14 protein-coding genes and 5 pseudogenes are annotated in these 17,086 nt (G+C 61.2%); 10 read left to right on the forward strand and 9 right to left on the reverse strand.

From position 1 onward, the window contains the following. Nucleotides 1-121: 121 nt before the first annotated feature. The 7 genes from NKH70_RS32125 to NKH70_RS32155 form a co-directional block, all read right to left on the reverse strand. Entirely contained in the window at nt 122-676 is a 555-nt protein-coding gene (locus tag NKH70_RS32125; RefSeq protein WP_353027188.1) for a hypothetical protein, read from the reverse strand. Beyond that, nucleotides 592-1,566, reverse strand: a complete 975-nt coding sequence (locus tag NKH70_RS32130) for a hypothetical protein (protein WP_353027189.1) — start codon at nt 1,564-1,566, stop codon at nt 592-594. Before NKH70_RS32130 ends, NKH70_RS32125 begins: the two co-directional genes overlap by 85 nt. 538 nt (nt 1,567-2,104) lie before the next feature. Beyond that, nucleotides 2,105-2,854, reverse strand: a complete 750-nt coding sequence (locus NKH70_RS32135; RefSeq protein WP_353027191.1) for an amino acid ABC transporter ATP-binding protein — start codon at nt 2,852-2,854, stop codon at nt 2,105-2,107. Between the two features lie 44 nt (nt 2,855-2,898). Further along, the gene (locus NKH70_RS32140) at nt 2,899-3,990 is read right to left on the reverse strand and encodes an amino acid ABC transporter permease (RefSeq protein WP_352508718.1); all 1,092 of its coding nucleotides are present in this window, start codon (nt 3,988-3,990) and stop codon (nt 2,899-2,901) included. A 3-nt stretch (nt 3,991-3,993) separates the two neighbouring features. Continuing rightward, nucleotides 3,994-5,109, reverse strand: a complete 1,116-nt coding sequence (locus tag NKH70_RS32145; RefSeq protein ID WP_352508717.1) for an ABC transporter permease subunit — start codon at nt 5,107-5,109, stop codon at nt 3,994-3,996. A gap of 70 nt (nt 5,110-5,179) precedes the next feature. Beyond that, entirely contained in the window at nt 5,180-6,214 is a 1,035-nt protein-coding gene (locus tag NKH70_RS32150; protein WP_352508716.1) for a transporter substrate-binding domain-containing protein, read from the reverse strand. 29 nt (nt 6,215-6,243) lie between these two features. After that, nucleotides 6,244-7,458 carry a trans-sulfuration enzyme family protein gene (locus NKH70_RS32155; RefSeq protein WP_352941405.1) on the reverse strand — a complete coding sequence of 405 codons (1,215 nt, stop codon included), beginning with the start codon at nt 7,456-7,458 and terminating at the stop codon, nt 6,244-6,246. Nucleotides 7,459-7,537: 79 nt separating this feature from the next. Between NKH70_RS32155 and NKH70_RS32160 the strand changes: the two genes are divergently transcribed. From NKH70_RS32160 to NKH70_RS32195, 8 genes and pseudogenes are all read left to right on the forward strand, one after another. After that, on the forward strand, nt 7,538-8,434 hold the full coding sequence (locus tag NKH70_RS32160) for a LysR family transcriptional regulator (protein ID WP_352508715.1): 897 nt from the start codon (nt 7,538-7,540) through the stop codon (nt 8,432-8,434). Nucleotides 8,435-8,796: 362 nt separating this feature from the next. Beyond that, nucleotides 8,797-9,510, forward strand: a pseudogene (locus NKH70_RS32165) (IS6 family transposase). Between the two features lie 1,279 nt (nt 9,511-10,789). Then, entirely contained in the window at nt 10,790-11,056 is a 267-nt protein-coding gene (locus tag NKH70_RS32170) for a hypothetical protein (protein ID WP_023680946.1), read from the forward strand. Nucleotides 11,057-11,406: 350 nt separating this feature from the next. After that, nucleotides 11,407-11,834: pseudogene (locus NKH70_RS32175) on the forward strand (UbiA family prenyltransferase); the annotation flags it as partial. Nucleotides 11,835-12,019: 185 nt separating this feature from the next. Next, nucleotides 12,020-13,047, forward strand: a pseudogene (locus tag NKH70_RS32180) (sulfate ABC transporter substrate-binding protein). Next, nucleotides 13,044-13,790 (forward strand): annotated as a pseudogene (gene cysT / locus NKH70_RS32185) (sulfate ABC transporter permease subunit CysT); the annotation flags it as partial. The pseudogenes NKH70_RS32180 and cysT, both read left to right, overlap by 4 nt. Before the next feature lie 14 nt (nt 13,791-13,804). Further along, complete coding sequence (locus NKH70_RS32190; RefSeq protein WP_352508714.1) at nt 13,805-13,996, forward strand: hypothetical protein; 192 nt, start codon at nt 13,805-13,807, stop codon at nt 13,994-13,996. Between the two features lie 131 nt (nt 13,997-14,127). Further along, nucleotides 14,128-15,168: a sulfate/molybdate ABC transporter ATP-binding protein gene (locus tag NKH70_RS32195; protein WP_352508713.1), complete on the forward strand. Its 1,041-nt coding sequence runs from the start codon at nt 14,128-14,130 to the stop codon at nt 15,166-15,168. A gap of 11 nt (nt 15,169-15,179) precedes the next feature. On the opposite strand, the pseudogene NKH70_RS32200 reads toward NKH70_RS32195, so the two are convergent. Further along, a pseudogene (locus NKH70_RS32200) lies at nt 15,180-15,431 on the reverse strand (GNAT family N-acetyltransferase); the annotation flags it as partial. 35 nt (nt 15,432-15,466) lie between these two features. Here NKH70_RS32200 and NKH70_RS32205 point away from each other — a divergent pair. Next, nucleotides 15,467-15,613, forward strand: coding sequence for a hypothetical protein (locus NKH70_RS32205; RefSeq protein ID WP_352453916.1), 147 nt, complete (start codon nt 15,467-15,469; stop codon nt 15,611-15,613). A 177-nt stretch (nt 15,614-15,790) separates the two neighbouring features. Continuing rightward, on the forward strand, nt 15,791-16,393 hold the full coding sequence (locus NKH70_RS32210) for a sulfotransferase family protein (RefSeq protein ID WP_084641948.1): 603 nt from the start codon (nt 15,791-15,793) through the stop codon (nt 16,391-16,393). Nucleotides 16,394-16,558: 165 nt separating this feature from the next. On the opposite strand, the gene NKH70_RS32215 is transcribed toward NKH70_RS32210, so the two are convergent. Then, the coding region (locus tag NKH70_RS32215) for an HAD-IC family P-type ATPase (RefSeq protein ID WP_353027190.1) at nt 16,559-17,086 on the reverse strand (528 nt) is incomplete at its 5' end.

The raw sequence follows: 17,086 nt of genomic DNA on the forward strand, positions 1-17,086 counted from the left end.
GTTGCACTGCCGGCGTTGCCAATTCACCAACCACCGGCTTTGTTCGACGCATGTCCTTGAGGTCGCGATACACCGCCGTGAGGTCTGTCGACCAACGCCTCCGATACGTGGCTTGCGGCCGTCAGACGGCCGTCGGCGTGGACAGCAGCCACAGCCCGAAAACCGTATATCCGACCATAAAAACGGTCAGCGGAAATTGGCTGAGCGCCGCGCGGCTGCGCGCCGGATGCAAACGGAACGCCAGCCCGTGCGCGACCAGAACGGCAAGTATATGGCCGCCGATGATCGCCGCCGCCTGAAAGTTCCAGATGATCCACGCTGCATCGGAGCCCATGATCACTCCCGCCCCGACATTCATGTGCGCCGTGCCGAATAGGTTCCATCCCCGATCAAACGGATCCGAAATAGCGACGATCGCATTCTGGCCGTTCACCAGGAGGGCCGTCAGATAGTGGGAAAAATGATAGGCGAGCGCGATCGGGACGATCGACCAGACAAGGAGCCCGACCGCTTTTCCGAAAGAGATGCTCCCGGCCAACCGCTCACCGACAAACACTGCGGCGAAGAACACGGCGACAAGTGCGATAAACATCAGCACAAGACCGGCGCGTTGATTCCGACTAATGCCGAGCGCCCCGGAAATTCGAGCGGATTGACACCATTCGCGCCCAGCCAAGAGAAGGTCTTCGACAGACCGTCGAAGGACACCGAGCTCAACGTCAGCAACAGAAAGAGCATACCGCTCGCCGGTAAGGCTTGCGCGCTCCACAATTTCGCTCCAGGCCAGCAGAGTGAGAGGGCGCGCCCCCCGCTTGGGTGGTCCGGCGTCGTTTCGACGATGGCGAAGCGTGACACCATGCGGAAGAACGCGGACAGAAACTCGCCGCGCCGGCTCCAGCCTTCGTAGCCGAAGATGATCATGCAGACGAAGGTCGAGAGCCAGTAGGCCATGAGAGCGAACGCAAGCCGCGCCGGATCTTCGGGCGCCCGATAGATCAGCTCGAACCAGGCGAAGCTTGCAAACAAAATCAACGCCGGCCAGTAAGCCAGTCCTTGTGGCATTGTGCGATCGCGGAATGCCGGGAAGACGCTGGAGAAAATGCGCCACGGCCCGTACCACGGGTTTGTCCACGACCAAACATTGCCGAATACGCCCTGAAGCAATGTCAGTCCGACCCAGACCAGCGTCCACACCGTTAGCGGAAGTGGATTCGACAGCGGATCTCGGCTGCCGAGAATTCCCGCCGCCACGAGTATGGCGAGAACCGCGAAGGCGAGCGTGCTGATCCAAATGCGCGCGGCGTCGCCGAATTGACCAATTGGCAGGCGGGATGCCGAAATGCGTTCGAGCAGCCTGGGCGGCAGGACAGCCAGAACCAGAAAACTCGCGGCTACGGCCACCGCCCCGCCCACGACATAATATCCGGTCGGCAGGAGCATGACATAGCCGCGCTCGGAAGCATGGGCAAAGGCTGGGGTTGTGAAATGCGGCACGAGGGCAGCAGCTGATAATGCGATGCCCAACGCTCTCGCAGAGATGCTTTTATGTTCGCTGTCCGCCGCCATCCATCCGTCTTGCCACATGGCATTTGCGAAGGAAAGCGGACTACTGCTCGCGCAAGTGGAGGTGCCAAAGTGGGTGCCCGACTTCGTGCTAGCCCCCAAAGCCCGCTTGGTGAACAGGCCATATGATGCAGCTACGACTTCGAGTCGAGAGTTGCGTTGTGGACGACGTTCTCGTCCTCTGCCGTCTGCTGCAATACGTGGCAGCTGTGCCTGCGCCGGCCGGCGGCGCATTATCGTCGAAACAGGACCGGAGCGCCCACCGCCAGGATCGTCGACGTGCAGAAGTTGTGGGCCGAACATCTACCAATGGCCGGAACCCGCGGCGCTGTCGATCCTGTTTCGCGAACGCCTGGTGTATTCCTTCGAGAGTCGGCCGCGCTTGTTCGACATTATCTCGCGCAGCATCGAAGGCGTCGCCGGCCTGATCCTGGGCCGGCGTCGCGGTCTGGCAGGTCGCTGCGCGCTGACCAGGCCCCGGATGGATTTCTGATTTGCGTCTGCCCATCCGGCCGGCGCATGGGCTGGCGGGAGAGGTTCGCTAGTTCAGGATCTGGGCCAGAAACAGTTTGCTGCGCTGGTGACGCGGATGCGAGAAGAATTTGGAGGGCGTGTTCATCTCGACGATCTCGCCCTGGTCCATGAAGACGACGCGGTCGGCGACCTGGCGGGCAAATCCCATCTCGTGCGTGACGCACAGCATCGTCATGCCATCGTCGGCCAGCGCGACCATGGTGTCGAGCACTTCCTTGACCATTTCAGGATCGAGGGCGGAGGTCGGTTCGTCAAAGAGCATGATCTTCGGGCTCATACAGAGCGCACGGGCGATGGCGACGCGCTGCTGCTGGCCGCCGGACAACTGGCCGGGATATTTATGCGCCTGGTCCGGGATCTTCACCCGCTCCAGATAGTGCATGGCGGTCTGCTCGGCTTGCCCGCGCCGCATCCTGCGCACCCAGATCGGCGCCAGTGTCAGGTTTTCCAGAATGGTCAAATGCGGGAACAGGTTGAAGTGCTGGAACACCATGCCGATGTCACTGCGGATTACGTCGATCTGCTTCAAATCGTTGCTGAGTTCGACGCCTTCGACGACGATCTGCCCCTGCTGATGCTCCTCCAGCCGGTTGATGCAGCGGATCATCGTCGACTTGCCCGAGCCGGACGGACCGCAGATCACCATCTTCTCGCCGCGATGGACGGTCAGGTTGATATTCTTCAGCACATGGAAGTTCCCGTACCACTTATTCATGCCGGTCATTTGGATAGCGGGCGGAGTGCTGCGATCGGGCATGGACGGAACGCGCGTTGGGGCGGACGATAACATCAAGGCATTTCCTAGTGAGCGGTCGGGCCGCGCCGCTCCAGGAAGTCGGCGAAGCGGGCGAATGAGAAGGAGAGCGCGAAGAAGATCGCGCCGATGAACAGGAAGGTCTCGGCCGCCGGCGACGGCCAGTCCGGGTCTGCCAGCGTCGCCTTACCGGAGCTGATCAGGTCGAACAGGCCGACCACCAGGACCAGGCTGGTGTTCTTGATCATGACGATGATGGTGTTGGCCAGCGCCGGGATCGCCACCTGGATCGCCTGCGGCAGGATGACGAGATATTGCGTGCGCCAGAAGGGCAGGCCGAGCGCCGCCGCGGCCTCGTATTGGCCATTCGGGATGGCCTGCAGGCCGCCGCGGATCACCTCGGCGAGATAGGCCGCGGCGAAGATGGTGAGGGCGACCAGCGCACGCACGAACTTGTCGGGCAACAAGGCTTCGGGCAGGAACAGCGGCATCATGATCGATGCCACGAACAGGATGGACAAGAGCGGCAGTCCGCGCACCGATTCTATCAGGACCACGGCGCCGATGCGTATCGCGGGCATGGTCGAGCGCCTGGCCAGCGCCAGGAGGATGCCGACAGGGAAGGCGACGCCGATGGCGACGACGGTGAGGATGAGCGTCACCGGCAGGCCGCCCCAGGACGAGGTCGGAACCTCGGCTAGGCCGAAACCGCCGGCCATCAGCCAGAAGATCAACACGAGCGCCGCCATCCAGAGCGCTGCCAGCCGCGGCGCCCAGCTGGCGGGCCGCACCGACCAGGCAAGCAGCGCCAGGATGAGCAGGCAGACGATGGCGGGGCGCCAGCGTTCGTCGAGCGGATATATGCCGAACAGCAACTGCCCGGACTTGGCGTAGATGAAGCTCCAGCAGGCTCCGGTGGCCACCCGGCAGGCGCTTGGATTGGGATCGAACAGCACGGCGTCGATTACCAGCCAGCGCAGCATAGGCGGTACCGTGGCGACGAGCAGAACGCCGAACAACAGCGTCAGGGCGGCATTGAGCGGCGTGCCGAACAGGAGCTTGGCGGACCGCCGCAAGGCGCCGAAGCGGATCTGTCCTGGCATTGGCTCGGCCGGAAGGGAAAGAGACACGGCCTTCATGGTTCAGCGCTCCACGATGGCGATGCGACGGTTGTACCAATTGGCCGCGCTCGACAGGCTCAGGTTGAGGGCGAGATAGACGCCGAGGATGATGAAGACGCCCTCGATCGAATGGCTGGACTTGCTGATGATGGTGTTCATCACCGCAAGGAAGTCCGGATAGCCGACCGCGATCGCCAGCGTCGAATTCTTGACGACGTTGATGTATTGGCTGTTGAGCGGCGGGACGATCACCCGCAGCATCTGCGGGATGATGATCAGACGCAATATTTTGCCGCGTGGCAGGCCGAGCGAATGACCTGCATCCCACTGACCGCGGCCGACCGAAAGCACGCCGCCACGCACGATCTCGGCGACGAAGCCGGTGGTGTAGATGGTCAGCCCGATGAGGATGGTGCTGAGTTCGGGCGTCAGGTCCTTGCCGCCTTTGAAGTTCGACCCAGTGAAGGTCGGCCAGTCGACGGAGAACTTCGCATCGGCAAGCCAGAGCCCGGCAATGCCAACCGTAAGGATCGCCGGCGCGGTCAGCGGTGAGAGCCATCCTCTTCTCGCCGCCGCCCAGCCAGCGGCCGCCAGTGCCAGGGCGAGAGCAATGACGAGCAATCCCGCGGTGGCCACGTCCATGCTGACGGCCGGCGCCACAAAGCCGCGCATTGAGGCGTAAACGCCTGGCAGCGGATTGAGCGCTTCGCCGACCGGCGGCAGCACCTTCCACCACAGCGAATAGAGAAAGATCAGAAGCACGATCGGCGGTGAGTTGCGTGCAACCTCCACCCATACGCGGCAGGTGCCCGCCGCCAGGGGATTGCTGCTCAGCCGGGTGATGCCGACGACGAGGCCGAGCGCGGATGAAAAGACGATGATGACCGCGGAGACGAAGACCGTATTGGCGAGCCCGGTCGCGATCGCCCAGTAATAGGGGTCCCGCGACTTGTAAGTGAGGATTGCTTCCGAGATGACGATCCTTGACGGCATCATCAGGAAATCGAAGCCGATCGGGATGCCGCGTGCCCTGAGATTGGCGAAAGTCGTGCTGACGAGCAGGGCAGCGAAAGCGGCAACCGCGGCGGCCAGGGCACACTGGATGATGATCGATCTGGTCTTGGCATCGCTCAGCATGTTGACCTCGAGGGTTCGCGGCGTTGGCAGGGAAGGGGAGCGCCGGGCCCGTCCCCCTCCATCATGCGGCTCAATCCCAGGGGAAAGGATAGTTGAGGCCCCCGTCCTTCCACAACGCGTTCAGACCGCGTTCGACCTTTAGCGGGCTGTCCTTGCCGAGATTGCGGTCCCAGATCTCGGCGTAGTTGCCCATTTGCTTGATGACGTTGTAGGCCCACTTATCGTCCAATCCGAGCGGCTTGCCGAAGCCGGGTTCCTCGCCGAGCACCCGTTTGACTTCCGGACTGCCCGACACAAGCTTTTCATCGATGTTCTGCGAGGTGATGCCGTTGGCCTCGGCCCAGAACAGGGCATTCAATGTCCAGCGCACGACGTCGAAGAGTTGATCGTCGCCGCGGGCGACCGCGACGCCATTGGGTTCGGCGGCTTTGCCGACCTTGATGATGTCGTAGTCGTCGGGGTTCTTGGCCACCGAAGCACGCTGTCCGGCTGCCGCAGTGCCGTCGGTGACGTATGAATCGCAGCGGCCGCCGAAGAAGGCGTCGCGCGCCTGAATGGTCGAGTCGTAATAGACTTTCTCCATCGCGATCCCGAACTCTTCCTCGGTTTCCTCGATCGCTTTCTCGGTCAGGCTGCCACCGCCTTGCAGGCAAACGGTCTTTCCGTCCAGCAGTTTGGGCTCGGTAATATTGTCGGCCTTGCGCACGAGCATGCCGTCCGTGTCGTAGAGATTGATCCAGACGAAGCGGACAACCGTATCGCGACTGTAGGTGATGGTGGATGTGCGCGACAGAACGTCGATCTCTCCGGTCTGCAGCGCAGGAAAACGCTGGCCTGCGTTAAGCGGCACGTAACGGATCTTCTCCTTGTCGCTGAGGATGGCGACCGCGAAAGTGCGGCAAATATCGGAATCGAAGCCGCGATAATACCCCTTCTCGTCGGGCCGGGAGAGACCGGGCACGCCCTGGCTGGCGCCGCAGCTGACATAGCCGCGTTCCTTGATCTTGTTGATAACCGCCTGCGCGCTGGCGTCCACGGCGCCCGAAGTCAGGCTGGCCAATCCTATCGCCAGACCCGTGAGCCATTTCAGAACTTGATGTTTCATAGTCATTCCCCTTCTCGTTGAGGTTCTAATCATTCGGCGGCCTTGGCGTCGGCTGCTGCGGTTCCGTTGCGCCGGGCTTTAGCAAAGAGTTCGAAGGCCTGGGAAAGGTCGGCCAGAAGATCTTCGAGCGCCTCAAGGCCGATCGACAGGCGCCAGACCGGGCCGGGCTTCAGCCAATCGAGGCTGGCGCGCCCTTTGCGCGGATCGCTGACGGCAATCAGCGAATGCACGCCGCCCCAGCTTGCGCCGAGCCTGAACAGCCGCAGGCTGCGCAGGACATCGGATTGCAGTGGCGCCAGTTCCGGCCGCAGCACGAAGGAGAACACGCCCGCCGATCCGGCAAAGTCACGCTTCCAGATCGCGTGGCCAGGATGACCAGGCTCCGCGGGATGCAAGATCTGTGCGACTTCCGGGCGTTCCGATAGCCAGGCAATGATCTTCCGCGCGGTGGCGTCGGCATGACGCATGCGCACCGGCATGGTCATCAGGCCACGCTCGCACAGCGCGCAATCTTCCGGCGAGACGCCATAGCCCAGAAAGCGCGCTGTATCCTTCAGGCGCCGGAACAGGGCGTGGTCATGCACTGCGACTGAACCCATCAGGAGATCGCCATGGCCGCCGGCGTGCTTGGAAAGCGCCTGCATGGAGATGTCGACGCCATGGGCGAGCGGCTTGAACAGCAGATGCGATGCCCAGGTGTTGTCGGCCGCGACGAGCGCGCCGGCCTTGTGGGCCGCGGCTGTGATGGCGGGCACATCCTGGACTTCGAAGGTGGCCGAGCCAGGCGATTCTACCCAGACCAGCCGCGTTCTGCCGTCGATCACGGCCGCGATGCTCGCGTCCAGCCGTGGATCGTAGGAAACCGCCTCGATCCCGAGGGGGCCGAGAAAACGCTCGGCCATGTCGCGCGCCGGGCCATAGAGCGTCTCCGGGATCAGAACCCTTTCGCCGCCACGGCAGACAGCCATGGTCGCCAGCGTCATGGCCGCCATGCCCGACGGGACGACGAGGGCCCGCAATCCGCTTTCCAGCACGGCGATATGATCCTCGAGCTGCCGGCTGGTCGGTGTGCCGTAAAGTCCGTAGCTGAACCCGTCGTACAGACGCTCGACGCGACGCTCGAACGACTCCAGATCGTCAAAGACAACGGTCGAGGCTCGCTCGACCGGCATCGCCACCGCCTGGAACGGTTCCTCGGAGCGCTTGGGAGGGTGGACATGTGAAGTGTCGTCGCGTCGGTTCATGGGGGCAGCTTAGCCGGCTCACCCATTGCCATCCATGACCGCAGCGATAAAGTTAATTCGCTTTTGATATGGATGGACTATGAACCTGCGCGACATCGATGTCTTCAACGCGATCATGATCACACGCGGCGCCGGCGCGGCGGCCGCGCTGCTGGATACCTCGCAGCCGGCCATCAGCCGTTCGCTAGCCAAGCTAGAAGCCGAACTCGGCTTCAGGCTTTTCGACCGCATTCGTGGCAGGCTGGTGCCGACACGCGAAGGGGAGTTGTTTCATGCCGAGGTGAAAGCCAACCTGGTCGGGCTCGACCGGCTCAAGCTGCGCGCGGCACAGATCAAGGAGGTCGGCACCGGTACCATCCGTGTCGCTAGCCTGTCGGCGCTCGGGCATGGGCTGGTGCCGCGCGCCATAGTAGCGTTCTCGCGCCGGCATCCGCAGGTGCGCATCAGCTATCAGGTCCGCACCTCCAACATCGTGCGCGACCTGGTGGCGTCTGGCAGTTTCGATATCGGGCTCGCGGCCGACGAGGTCGACACCAGCGGCGTGCTGCACAGCATCTTCACCACGCCGCGCGCCGTTTGCGTCATGCCGAAGAACCACCGGCTGGCGCGGAAGCAGATGATCACGCCGGCCGATCTCGCCGACGAGGCTTTCCTGGCATTGTCGCCGGAAGATACGGCTCGGCTCGCGATGGACAAGATCCTGGCCGCGCATGGGGTACGGCCGCGCATCCTGATCGAAACGCCCTACGGCCTGACCATCGCTATCCTTGCAGCGAAGGGCATGGGGATTGGCTTGGTCAATCCCTCCGTCATTGCGGACCGCATGATCGGCGGCATTTTGGCCAGGCCATTCGAGCCGGCCGTCAATTTCCGCGCGCTACTCCTGCGCCCGCCGGACGGCATCAATTCGACCTTGATCACCGACTTCATTGCCGAACTCTATGCCGCCCGCAATATGCTATCGAGCGAGGCATAGGCAATGTGGCTCGCCGCCTAAACATAGACGCGACCGGTCTTGCCTCAGTAAGGCGCGGACGTCCATGGCCTCACGCAGCCTCGCACGGCGCAAATTCGTGTTCGCCCTTTAGCCGGCTTCCTCGTTTGCAAGAAACCGGACGATCTCGGCGAACGCGGAGCTATCCTGCCAGAGAAATAGATGGCCACCTTCGAACATGCGCAAGGTCGCCCTCGGGAGTCTTCCCACCATGCATTCCTGAGATGACGGTAGAGCGATCCCGTCGTACCACCCGCCACATATTAGAACTGGGGACCCGATTTGGTCCAGGCGCTCCCAGGGGCGTTGTCACGGTAACCGCGTGTCAGGGATCGCTGCGATAGATGCTGGGGACGAACACTTCGCAGATCAGCTACAAACGGCATCGGTTCCCACCCGAGATCATCGCCCACGCGGTGTGGCTGTATTATCGATTTCCGCTGAGCCTGCGTCGTGTCGAAGAAATGCTGCTGGAGCGCGGCATTGTCGTTTCCTACGAGACGATCCGTCGGTGGGGAAAGAAGTTCGGGCTGGACTACGCCCGGCGCCTGCGCCGCAAGCAGCCCAGTCGAAATGATATCTGGCACCTCGACGAAGTCGCCATCATGATCGCCGGCAAGAAGCATTGGTTATGGCGGGCCGTCAACCAGGACGGCTATGTGCTCGACGAGATCGGCTAGACCCGGCGCAACACTAAGGCCGCCAAGCGCGTGCTGACACGGCTGTTGAAGAAGCAGGGCCAGGTGCCGAAGCGCATGATCACCGACAAGCTCGGCTCCTATGGAGCAGCGCGGCGTCTAGTCATGACGGACATCGAGCACCGGTCGCACAAGGGCTTGAACAACAGAGCGGAGAATTCGCATGTGCCACTGCGAAAACGAGAGCGGATGATGCAAGCTTTTCGATCACCGGGGAGCCTCCAGCGTTTCGTCTCGACGTTCTCTGCAGTCCGCAATCTCTTCGTCCCGCCCCGTTCAAAACGCTCCGCCTTTCAGATCCATCTTCACCGCTTGAATGCCATGGCGCAATGGAAAGCTGCTGCCGGCGTGATCGCCTGAAATCATTCCCAAAAGTCACAACGACAGCCCATCTCCGTTTATGTGACATCACCTCTTGGGGTTGATGATGCTCCCGCGGGTCGAATAGAGGTCGCCAAAGAGGTAGCGGCGCCGTCTTTCCCGGCACAAACCAGCTCCTGCGCTCGTCGTTCCACCTCGCTCGCGGAAACGCCCCCGAAATCGCTCGACGGTCATTCGGTCATAAGGAAAGTTCGCCAAGGCACCGGGCGTGTCTTGTTTCTGAGGCGTAGAATGATGCTTGGATTCCTCCACGGTCGTGCCGTCAGGTGTTGGATCCGCAGAGCAACGTCCCGCCGGCCTAATGGTTCACACGCGAGCCAGAACTCTGGGCGCGCTGGGATTGGGCAGGCTAGTACTCCGTAATCATTCGGCGCGGCGGAGCGCAATTAGGAGTCTCGCGAGTGCACCGTGGACTTGCGAAGCCCGTGAGCAAATCGCCGATGGCGGTAACGAATCCGGAAACTCGTCCCGGCTGCGTTGTTCAGCGCTGGCGCCTGATTCCTAGCCGAGGAACGCTTGCCGCGCCAACCCTGCAACCTAGATCACCTCGTGCTGCGCGACTTTATAGGCAGCACAGATTGCGCGAGCCATGGCCGAAAGATTTAAGGCAGAGATCTTGAAAACTTCCGCAGCTGAAATGGTACACGCTTACATTGCTAGACGGCACGCCTCCGTTCCGGCAAAGCTGCGAATCGCGGGGCCAATGGCAATCCGCAGGTCGGCGGGTTCGGGCAACGCTCATTGAAAAATGGGCCGCCGACTTTCCTTTTGGCTGTAAGCTCGCTTCATGGCGCTTGGACACGCTAGACTAACTCTAGCAATCAACTGTAGCGGCCACCTGAACGAGTAAGTAGCGCCATTACCGGACCCTCACCGCCGCTCTCAACAGCGGACCTTCGCTCTACGGCCGGAGTCGACCCGAAGACGACCTTGGCCCGCCGGGTCATGAATGGCAGCCCTACTCCCGCAACTGCCCTTTCCGACCCCCGCGCTGGATCCCGATATCTGCCACGCGGGCCCTTGCAGTTGTTGTCCGGCTGTTTGCGCATGTCACATGTCAATAGCCACAGCCGCGTGACCGCGATCCTGGTTCATTGAGGTCGAACCGTCCGGAAGAAACGCCCTCTCCGAATCGTTCTTCCGCGTCCTTAACGAAATAATTGACAGTCCAACCAAAACGGCGCTCCGTGGTTCGACGGGGATGGATCTTGGCACTCTTGGCGATGCCGGACTTCGCCGTCACGATAGGGAGGATGCAATGCCGACAGTCATTGGCCACCATAACATCACAAAAGGAGCGAAGCACTGGCTCGACTCGCCGAAGCGCAAAGAGCTTTTTGGTCCGCTCGGCGTGACCAACATACGAACATTTGTAGATCCACAAAATCCGACCCGGGTGGCCGTTCTTATGGACGTTCCGGACATGGACGCCATGATGAAAGCTATGCAGAGCAAGGAAGCCGCGGATGCGATGGCCTTCGATGGAGTGGTGCCAGAGTCCTTGGTGATCCTGGTCGAATCGTAAAGGTGATTGCTCCGCTGGCCAAGGTTAGAAGGGTTTGCTCAGCGATTGCCGTGCGGTTCCGGTCATTCTGGAAAGCGCCCATTATTGGCGTAGAGCCCGCTGGGCACTGGCTTCAAGAGCCGGTCCTGCGCGTGAGCGCCGCCGTTGGTCTCGGTCGTGCCAAGATCAGCCGCTACAGCTTGCGCAACCTAATGCCGGCTCAGGTCCGCAAAGCAACTGTTCCGCGCGTTCACGCTGGACTTCCGCTTGCCACCCCGAGGCTGCCATTGCGCGCATACGCAACGCTGCGAATTTGGCAGCTTCAACCGAACAGGAAAATGCCTTTCTCTGCGCGGGATTAAGATTACTTAATGGCGACTTTGAGCCGACCGGACCTGAGTGATATTCATAGAGGTGACTGGGTGGATCGCCGGCTGCCGCGTGCATGGCGGCCCTACACGCGGCTCGCGCGGCTGGATCGGCCAGTGGGCATATGGCTGACGTTGTTCCCTGTTGGGCCGCATTGATCCAAGCGGCACATGGTATCCCCGCCGTTCAGCAATTGGCGCTATTCACCCTTGGCGCGTTTCTGATGAGAAGCGCCGGGTCCACGATCAATGACATTGCCGATCGCAGGTTCGACGGCCACGTTGAGCGGACCCGCTTTCGCCCTCTGGCAAGCGGCCAGATCGGCATGGTCCCAGCAATCGCCTTTCTGGCAATTCCGCTTGCGCTTGCGGCGTCGCTCCTGCTCTTCCTGACGCCCTACACGCGCCTGATCGCCACTTGCGTATTGCCGAAGGGCTGGCGGTTTCTAGTTATCGCGTCCGGGAGCCCAGGATCCCGAGTCACGCTATGTGAGGAAAAACATTCCTCATTTAGGGTGAAATAGGCGAAAAATTGCTTCACTAGGCCAAAAAAGGCAACATTGAATGCATCTAAATTCAATTCGGTAGATTTGACGCGAGTTCAACGGAGGCGGAAATGACCAAACCTCATTTCATGAAACTGCTCGGCGCACTGGTCGCCACATCTGTCCAGTTCGGCACGCTCGGTTTCGCGTTTGCCGATACCACCATTCTCAACGTGTCCTATGACCCGACGCGTGAGCTCTACAAGCAATTCGACGAGGCTTTCACCGCCCATTGGAAGTCCGAGACCGGCGAGACCGTCACCGTCCAGCAGTCGCATGGCGGATCGGGCGCTCAGGCTCGCGCGGTAATCGACGGCCTCGACGCCGACGTGGTGACGCTGGGGCTGCAAGGCGACATCGACGCGATCGTCTCGAAAACGAAGAAGATCAATCCCGACTGGCGGACGAAGTTCGAGAACAATTCGGCGCCTTATACCTCGACCATTGTCCTCCTCGTCCGCAAGGGCAACCCCAAGGGCATTCACGATTTTGGCGATCTCACAAAGGACAGCGTCCAGGTGATCACGTCCAATCCCAAGACCTCCGGTGGTGGCCGGTGGGCCTACCTCGCGGCCTGGGCCTGGGCCAACACCAATGATGGCGGCGATGAAGCCAAGACCAAGGAATTCGTCGGCAACCTCTATTCCCATGTTCCGGTGCTTGACACCGGCGCGCGTGGCTCGACCGTGACCTTCGCGCAAAAAGGCCTGGGCGACGTGCTGATCGCCTGGGAAAACGAGGCCTATCTGGCGCTGGACGAGTTCGGCGCCGATCAGTTCGAAATCGTCATCCCGCCGACCTCGATCCTGGCCGAGCCGCCGGTCGCCGTTGTCGACGCCAATGTCGATGCCAAGGGCACACGGAAAGTTGCCGAAGCCTATCTGGGCTATCTCTATTCCAAGGAAGGCCAGACGATCATCGCCAAGAACCACTACCGTCCGGCGAAGCCCGACCTGGTGCCTGCGGAGGATCTCGCCAAACTGCTGGAAATCAAGCGGATCAGCATCGACGATCCAATTTTCGGCGGATGGATGAAGGCGAGCCTTACCATTTCGGCGACGGTGGTATATTTGACCAGATCTATAAGCCGGCCCAATAGCATTTAGATCAGGACGACATGACCACAGCACGCCCGCCAAGGCGGGGTGGCGGTTCAGACAGCCGAGCGTCATTCCGGGTTTCGGATTGACGCTCGGCTTCTCGCTTGCCTTCCTCACCCTCCTCATTCCGCTGTCCGGGCTGATCTGGCGCTCGGCGGCGCTCGGCTGGACCGACTTCTGGGCGATCGTCACCGATCGCCGCACCATCAACGCGCTTGAAATCAGCTTCGGCACCGCCTTCATTGCCGCCGCTGTCAACGTCGTCTTCGGCACGATCGTCGCCTGGGTGCTGGTGCGCTACAACTTTCCCGGCCGCCGCATCGCCGATGCCATGGTCGACCTGCCCTTCGCGCTGCCGACAGCGGTGGCCGGCATCGCGCTGACCACGCTTTACGTACCGAACGGCTGGATCGGAAGCCTGCTGATGCCGCTCGGCATCAAGGTCGCCTACACGCCGCTTGGCATCGTCATCGCGTTGATCTTTATCGGCCTGCCTTTCGTCGTTCGTACCGTGCAGCCGATCATGGAGGAGATCGACAAGGAGGTGGAGGAAGTGGCCGCAACGCTCGGCGCCAATCGCTTCCAGATCATCAGCCGCGTTCTGCTTCCCGGACTGGCGCCGGCCATCGTCACCGGTTTCGCGCTGGCTTTCGCGCGCGGCGTCGGCGAGTACGGTTCCGTTATCTTCATCGCCGGCAACCTCCCCTACAAATCCGAGATCGCGCCGCTTCTGATCGTCATCGCGCCATCTCGGTCGTGTCGGGCCACATACGCGGGCTGACCAACACCATGCCGCTGCATGTCGAAATCCTCTATAACGAGTACAATGCCGCCGCCGCCTTTGCCGTCGCTTCGCTGCTTGCCGGCCTGGCGCTCGTCACGCTGGTCTTGAAAACACTTCTCGAGATGCGCTACGGCGCCGAGATCGCCGCGACGCGCGGACACTGACAAATGCATGTCGCCCAAAAGTGTGTAGCGGTTTTTGGACAACGACATGCATGAAACAAAGATTTGATGTCGCCCAAAAGTGGGAACCGGTTTTGGGATAACGGCATGCATCAACTACAAAAGGGATTTGCATGGAAGTTCGCGTTGCCAACGTGCGCAAGGAGTTTGACCGGTTTCCGGCCCTCCACGACGTTTCTCTCGACATCAGGTCGGGAGAACTGATCGCGTTGCTGGGGCCATCCGGCTCCGGCAAGACGACGCTGCTCAGGCTGATCGCTGGGTTGGAGCGGCCGACCCGCGGAAAAATCTTCTTCGGCGAAGAGGATGCCTCCCAAAAGTCGATCCAGGAGCGCAATGTCGGCTTCGTCTTCCAGCACTACGCGCTGTTTCGCCATATGACGGTCGCCGACAACATCGGCTTCGGCCTCAAGGTCAGGCACGGGCCGTCACGCCCGTCGGCGAAGGAAATCCGCCGCCGCGCCTTGGAACTTCTCAACCTCGTCCAGCTTTCCGGTCTGGAAAAACGCTATCCGGCGCAGCTTTCGGGCGGCCAGCGCCAGCGCGTGGCGCTGGCCCGCGCCATGGCGATCGAGCCAGCCGTGCTTTTGCTCGACGAGCCGTTCGGCGCGCTCGATGCCCAGGTGCGCCGCGAACTGCGCCGCTGGCTGCGCGACATCCACGACGCCACCGGCCATACCACGGTCTTTGTCACCCATGACCAGGAAGAGGCGCTGGAGCTTGCCGATCGCGTCGTGGTGATGAGCCAGGGCCGCATCGAGCAGGTCGGCACCGCCGACGAGATCTACGATACCCCGAACTCGCCCTTCGTTTATGGCTTTATCGGCGAATCGAGCTCGCTTCCGGTCAAGGTCGAGGACGGCCAGGTCTGGATCGCCGACCGCCCGATCGGGCTCTCCGCGCCGCACGCACCGCAAGGCGAAGCGACATTGTTCTTTCGCCCGCACGATGTCGAACTTGTGGACGAATGCAACGGCTGCATCGCCGGCACGGTCGCCGCCAGCCGCCGCGTTGCCGGCACCAGGCGCGTGGAACTCGAAATCGGCGGCGAACGTCGGCGGGTCGAGATCGAATTGCCCGTCGACCATCCGGCGGCACAGAAAAGTCGCGTGGCTTTTAGGCCGCGGCGCTGGAAGCTTTTTCCGGCTGGTTGATTACGAGGCGATTACCAACTTGTGCACAACAAGACGTTTCGGCCCGCTCTTTCAACGCGCCTTAGCGAGAGCGCAAGGGTCATCGGATTTTTCGGGGAAGCCGCAAAGCCGTAGTGCTCGTAGAAGGCTTTCGCTTCGTCCGATATGGCATGAACAAGAAGGCCGCGAATCCCGAGGATTGTCGCGGCGTAACGCGTGCGCAGAACGGTGTCTTGCAACAGCGCGGCGCCTAACCCCTTGCCTTGCCAGCTTGTGTCCACGCTGCTCGAATGTCGCGCGGTATACGTCGAGCAGCCTGATGGAGCAGGTCTGCACGGCCTTGCCGTTCAAGATGGCTTTGGTGGACCGCGATCACGTTCCCGGCGGAAACTCGCTGTCGGTTGTCTCCCATCCTTTGATGGGCATCCACGTCATCGACCGGAGCAAGCGCTGCGTCAGCGGATAGTGGTGTCGATCCACGCGTCTTCGCCACAGCGGCGCCAGGAGCCACCATTCCCGGCGCTTCTCCAATACTGACCTTCGCGCGCTACGGCTTGACGCGATTCGGAGCTGACCTTCAAAGATATAGCGGATTAAAGAAAACAGCGGTATTTTGACCGATTGAAATCTCCTTGGGGTGCTCATGGCTCTAGATGTCATTGGTGCAGGCATGGGTCGCACTGGCACATATTCGCTGAAGCTCGCGTTGGAGCATCTTGGGTTCGGGCCGTGTCATCACATGGCAGATGTCCACGCCAATCCCGAGCAGAAGGCGCTGTGGCGCGCCGCCGGCCAAGGACAACTCCCGACCTGGGATGCGGCATATGCCGGCTATCTTTCCGCGGTCGATTGGCCAACGGCGCATTTTTGGCGCCAAGTGAGTGACCACTACCCTAATGCAAAGGTTATCCTGACAGTTCGTGACCCGGAAGCCTGGTATGACAGCATGGCGCAAACAATAGGGCTCACGATGGATGCTGCTACCAATGATCCACAGTCCTTTGGTGTGGCGGTGGTTGGAAACACTGTCTTTGGCGGTCGATTTGATAACCGTGATCACGCAATCGCTGTCTATGAAGCACATAACGCTTCCGTGAAATCAACGCTGCCGCCTGAACGCCTTCTCACGTATCAAGTCTCCGAAGGATGGGAGCCGCTTTGTGCCTTTCTCGATGTACAGTTGCCTTCCGAACCGTTTCCACGCACCAATTCGACTGCCGAATTTCGTGCTCGCATAGGGCGCTGAACGGCGGTTTTCCACCCCGGCCGGACCTTCCCGAGCCTCATCAGGCAATCTGATCTATGAACGCGCCAACCGACCACATGCGCCAGTAGCAGTCATCCGATCGGACGAATCGAATGACCGCTTTGGCTAGTTCGGTTCGAAGCCTTAGGCTTCAAAGAGATGCGCTTAAACATCTTGGATTCGAACGCGCAGCAGTTTTGCCGAATTCAGGAACACCAGGACATCTGGCCCCAAGTGCAAAATCGCTGCCTGGATAGGACCGATCCAGCCCATCAGCGCTGCGGTAATGCCCAAAACATGCACAACACCAACGCCGACGAAGATATTCTCCTGAATTGTCCGGTAAGCGCGTCGCGCAATCGCGCGGGCGCTGACAATTCTTGCCAGGTCATCCTTCATCAATGCGATGTCGGCGGCTTCCAGCGCTGCCTGCGTGCCGCCGCCCCCCATCGCAATGCCGACATCGGCACGTGCCAGCGCCGGCGCGTCGTTGATCCCGTCGCCGACCATCGCCACGCGATGGCCCTGCTTTTGCAATTCGGCGATGGCGGCGACCTTGTCCTGCGGCATCAGATTGGCACGCACTTCATCCACGCCGAGCTCGTTGGCGATGGTCCGCGCTGTGGCCTCATTGTCACCCGTCACCATCACCATGCGCTTGACCCCGGTTGCACGGAGCTTTGCCAGCGCTTC

It is taken from the genome of Mesorhizobium sp. M0991, from assembly GCF_040318915.1.
Taxonomy (GTDB): domain Bacteria; phylum Pseudomonadota; class Alphaproteobacteria; order Rhizobiales; family Rhizobiaceae; genus Mesorhizobium.

Excerpts from the sequence above, each read along its gene's own strand:
- NKH70_RS32130 (WP_353027189.1), bottom strand. The coding sequence starts at position 1,566 with ATGGCGGCGGACAGCGAACATAAAAGCATCTCTGCGAGAGCGTTGGGC.
- NKH70_RS32135 (WP_353027191.1), bottom strand. The coding sequence starts at position 2,854 with ATGCCCGATCGCAGCACTCCGCCCGCTATCCAAATGACCGGCATGAAT.
- NKH70_RS32140 (WP_352508718.1), bottom strand. The coding sequence starts at position 3,990 with ATGAAGGCCGTGTCTCTTTCCCTTCCGGCCGAGCCAATGCCAGGACAG.
- NKH70_RS32145 (WP_352508717.1), bottom strand. The coding sequence starts at position 5,109 with ATGCTGAGCGATGCCAAGACCAGATCGATCATCATCCAGTGTGCCCTG.
- NKH70_RS32150 (WP_352508716.1), bottom strand. The coding sequence starts at position 6,214 with ATGAAACATCAAGTTCTGAAATGGCTCACGGGTCTGGCGATAGGATTG.
- NKH70_RS32155 (WP_352941405.1), bottom strand. The coding sequence starts at position 7,458 with ATGAACCGACGCGACGACACTTCACATGTCCACCCTCCCAAGCGCTCC.
- NKH70_RS32160 (WP_352508715.1), top strand. The coding sequence starts at position 7,538 with ATGAACCTGCGCGACATCGATGTCTTCAACGCGATCATGATCACACGC.
- NKH70_RS32170 (WP_023680946.1), top strand. The coding sequence starts at position 10,790 with ATGCCGACAGTCATTGGCCACCATAACATCACAAAAGGAGCGAAGCAC.
- NKH70_RS32195 (WP_352508713.1), top strand. The coding sequence starts at position 14,128 with ATGGAAGTTCGCGTTGCCAACGTGCGCAAGGAGTTTGACCGGTTTCCG.
- NKH70_RS32205 (WP_352453916.1), top strand. The coding sequence starts at position 15,467 with ATGGAGCAGGTCTGCACGGCCTTGCCGTTCAAGATGGCTTTGGTGGAC.
- NKH70_RS32210 (WP_084641948.1), top strand. The coding sequence starts at position 15,791 with ATGGCTCTAGATGTCATTGGTGCAGGCATGGGTCGCACTGGCACATAT.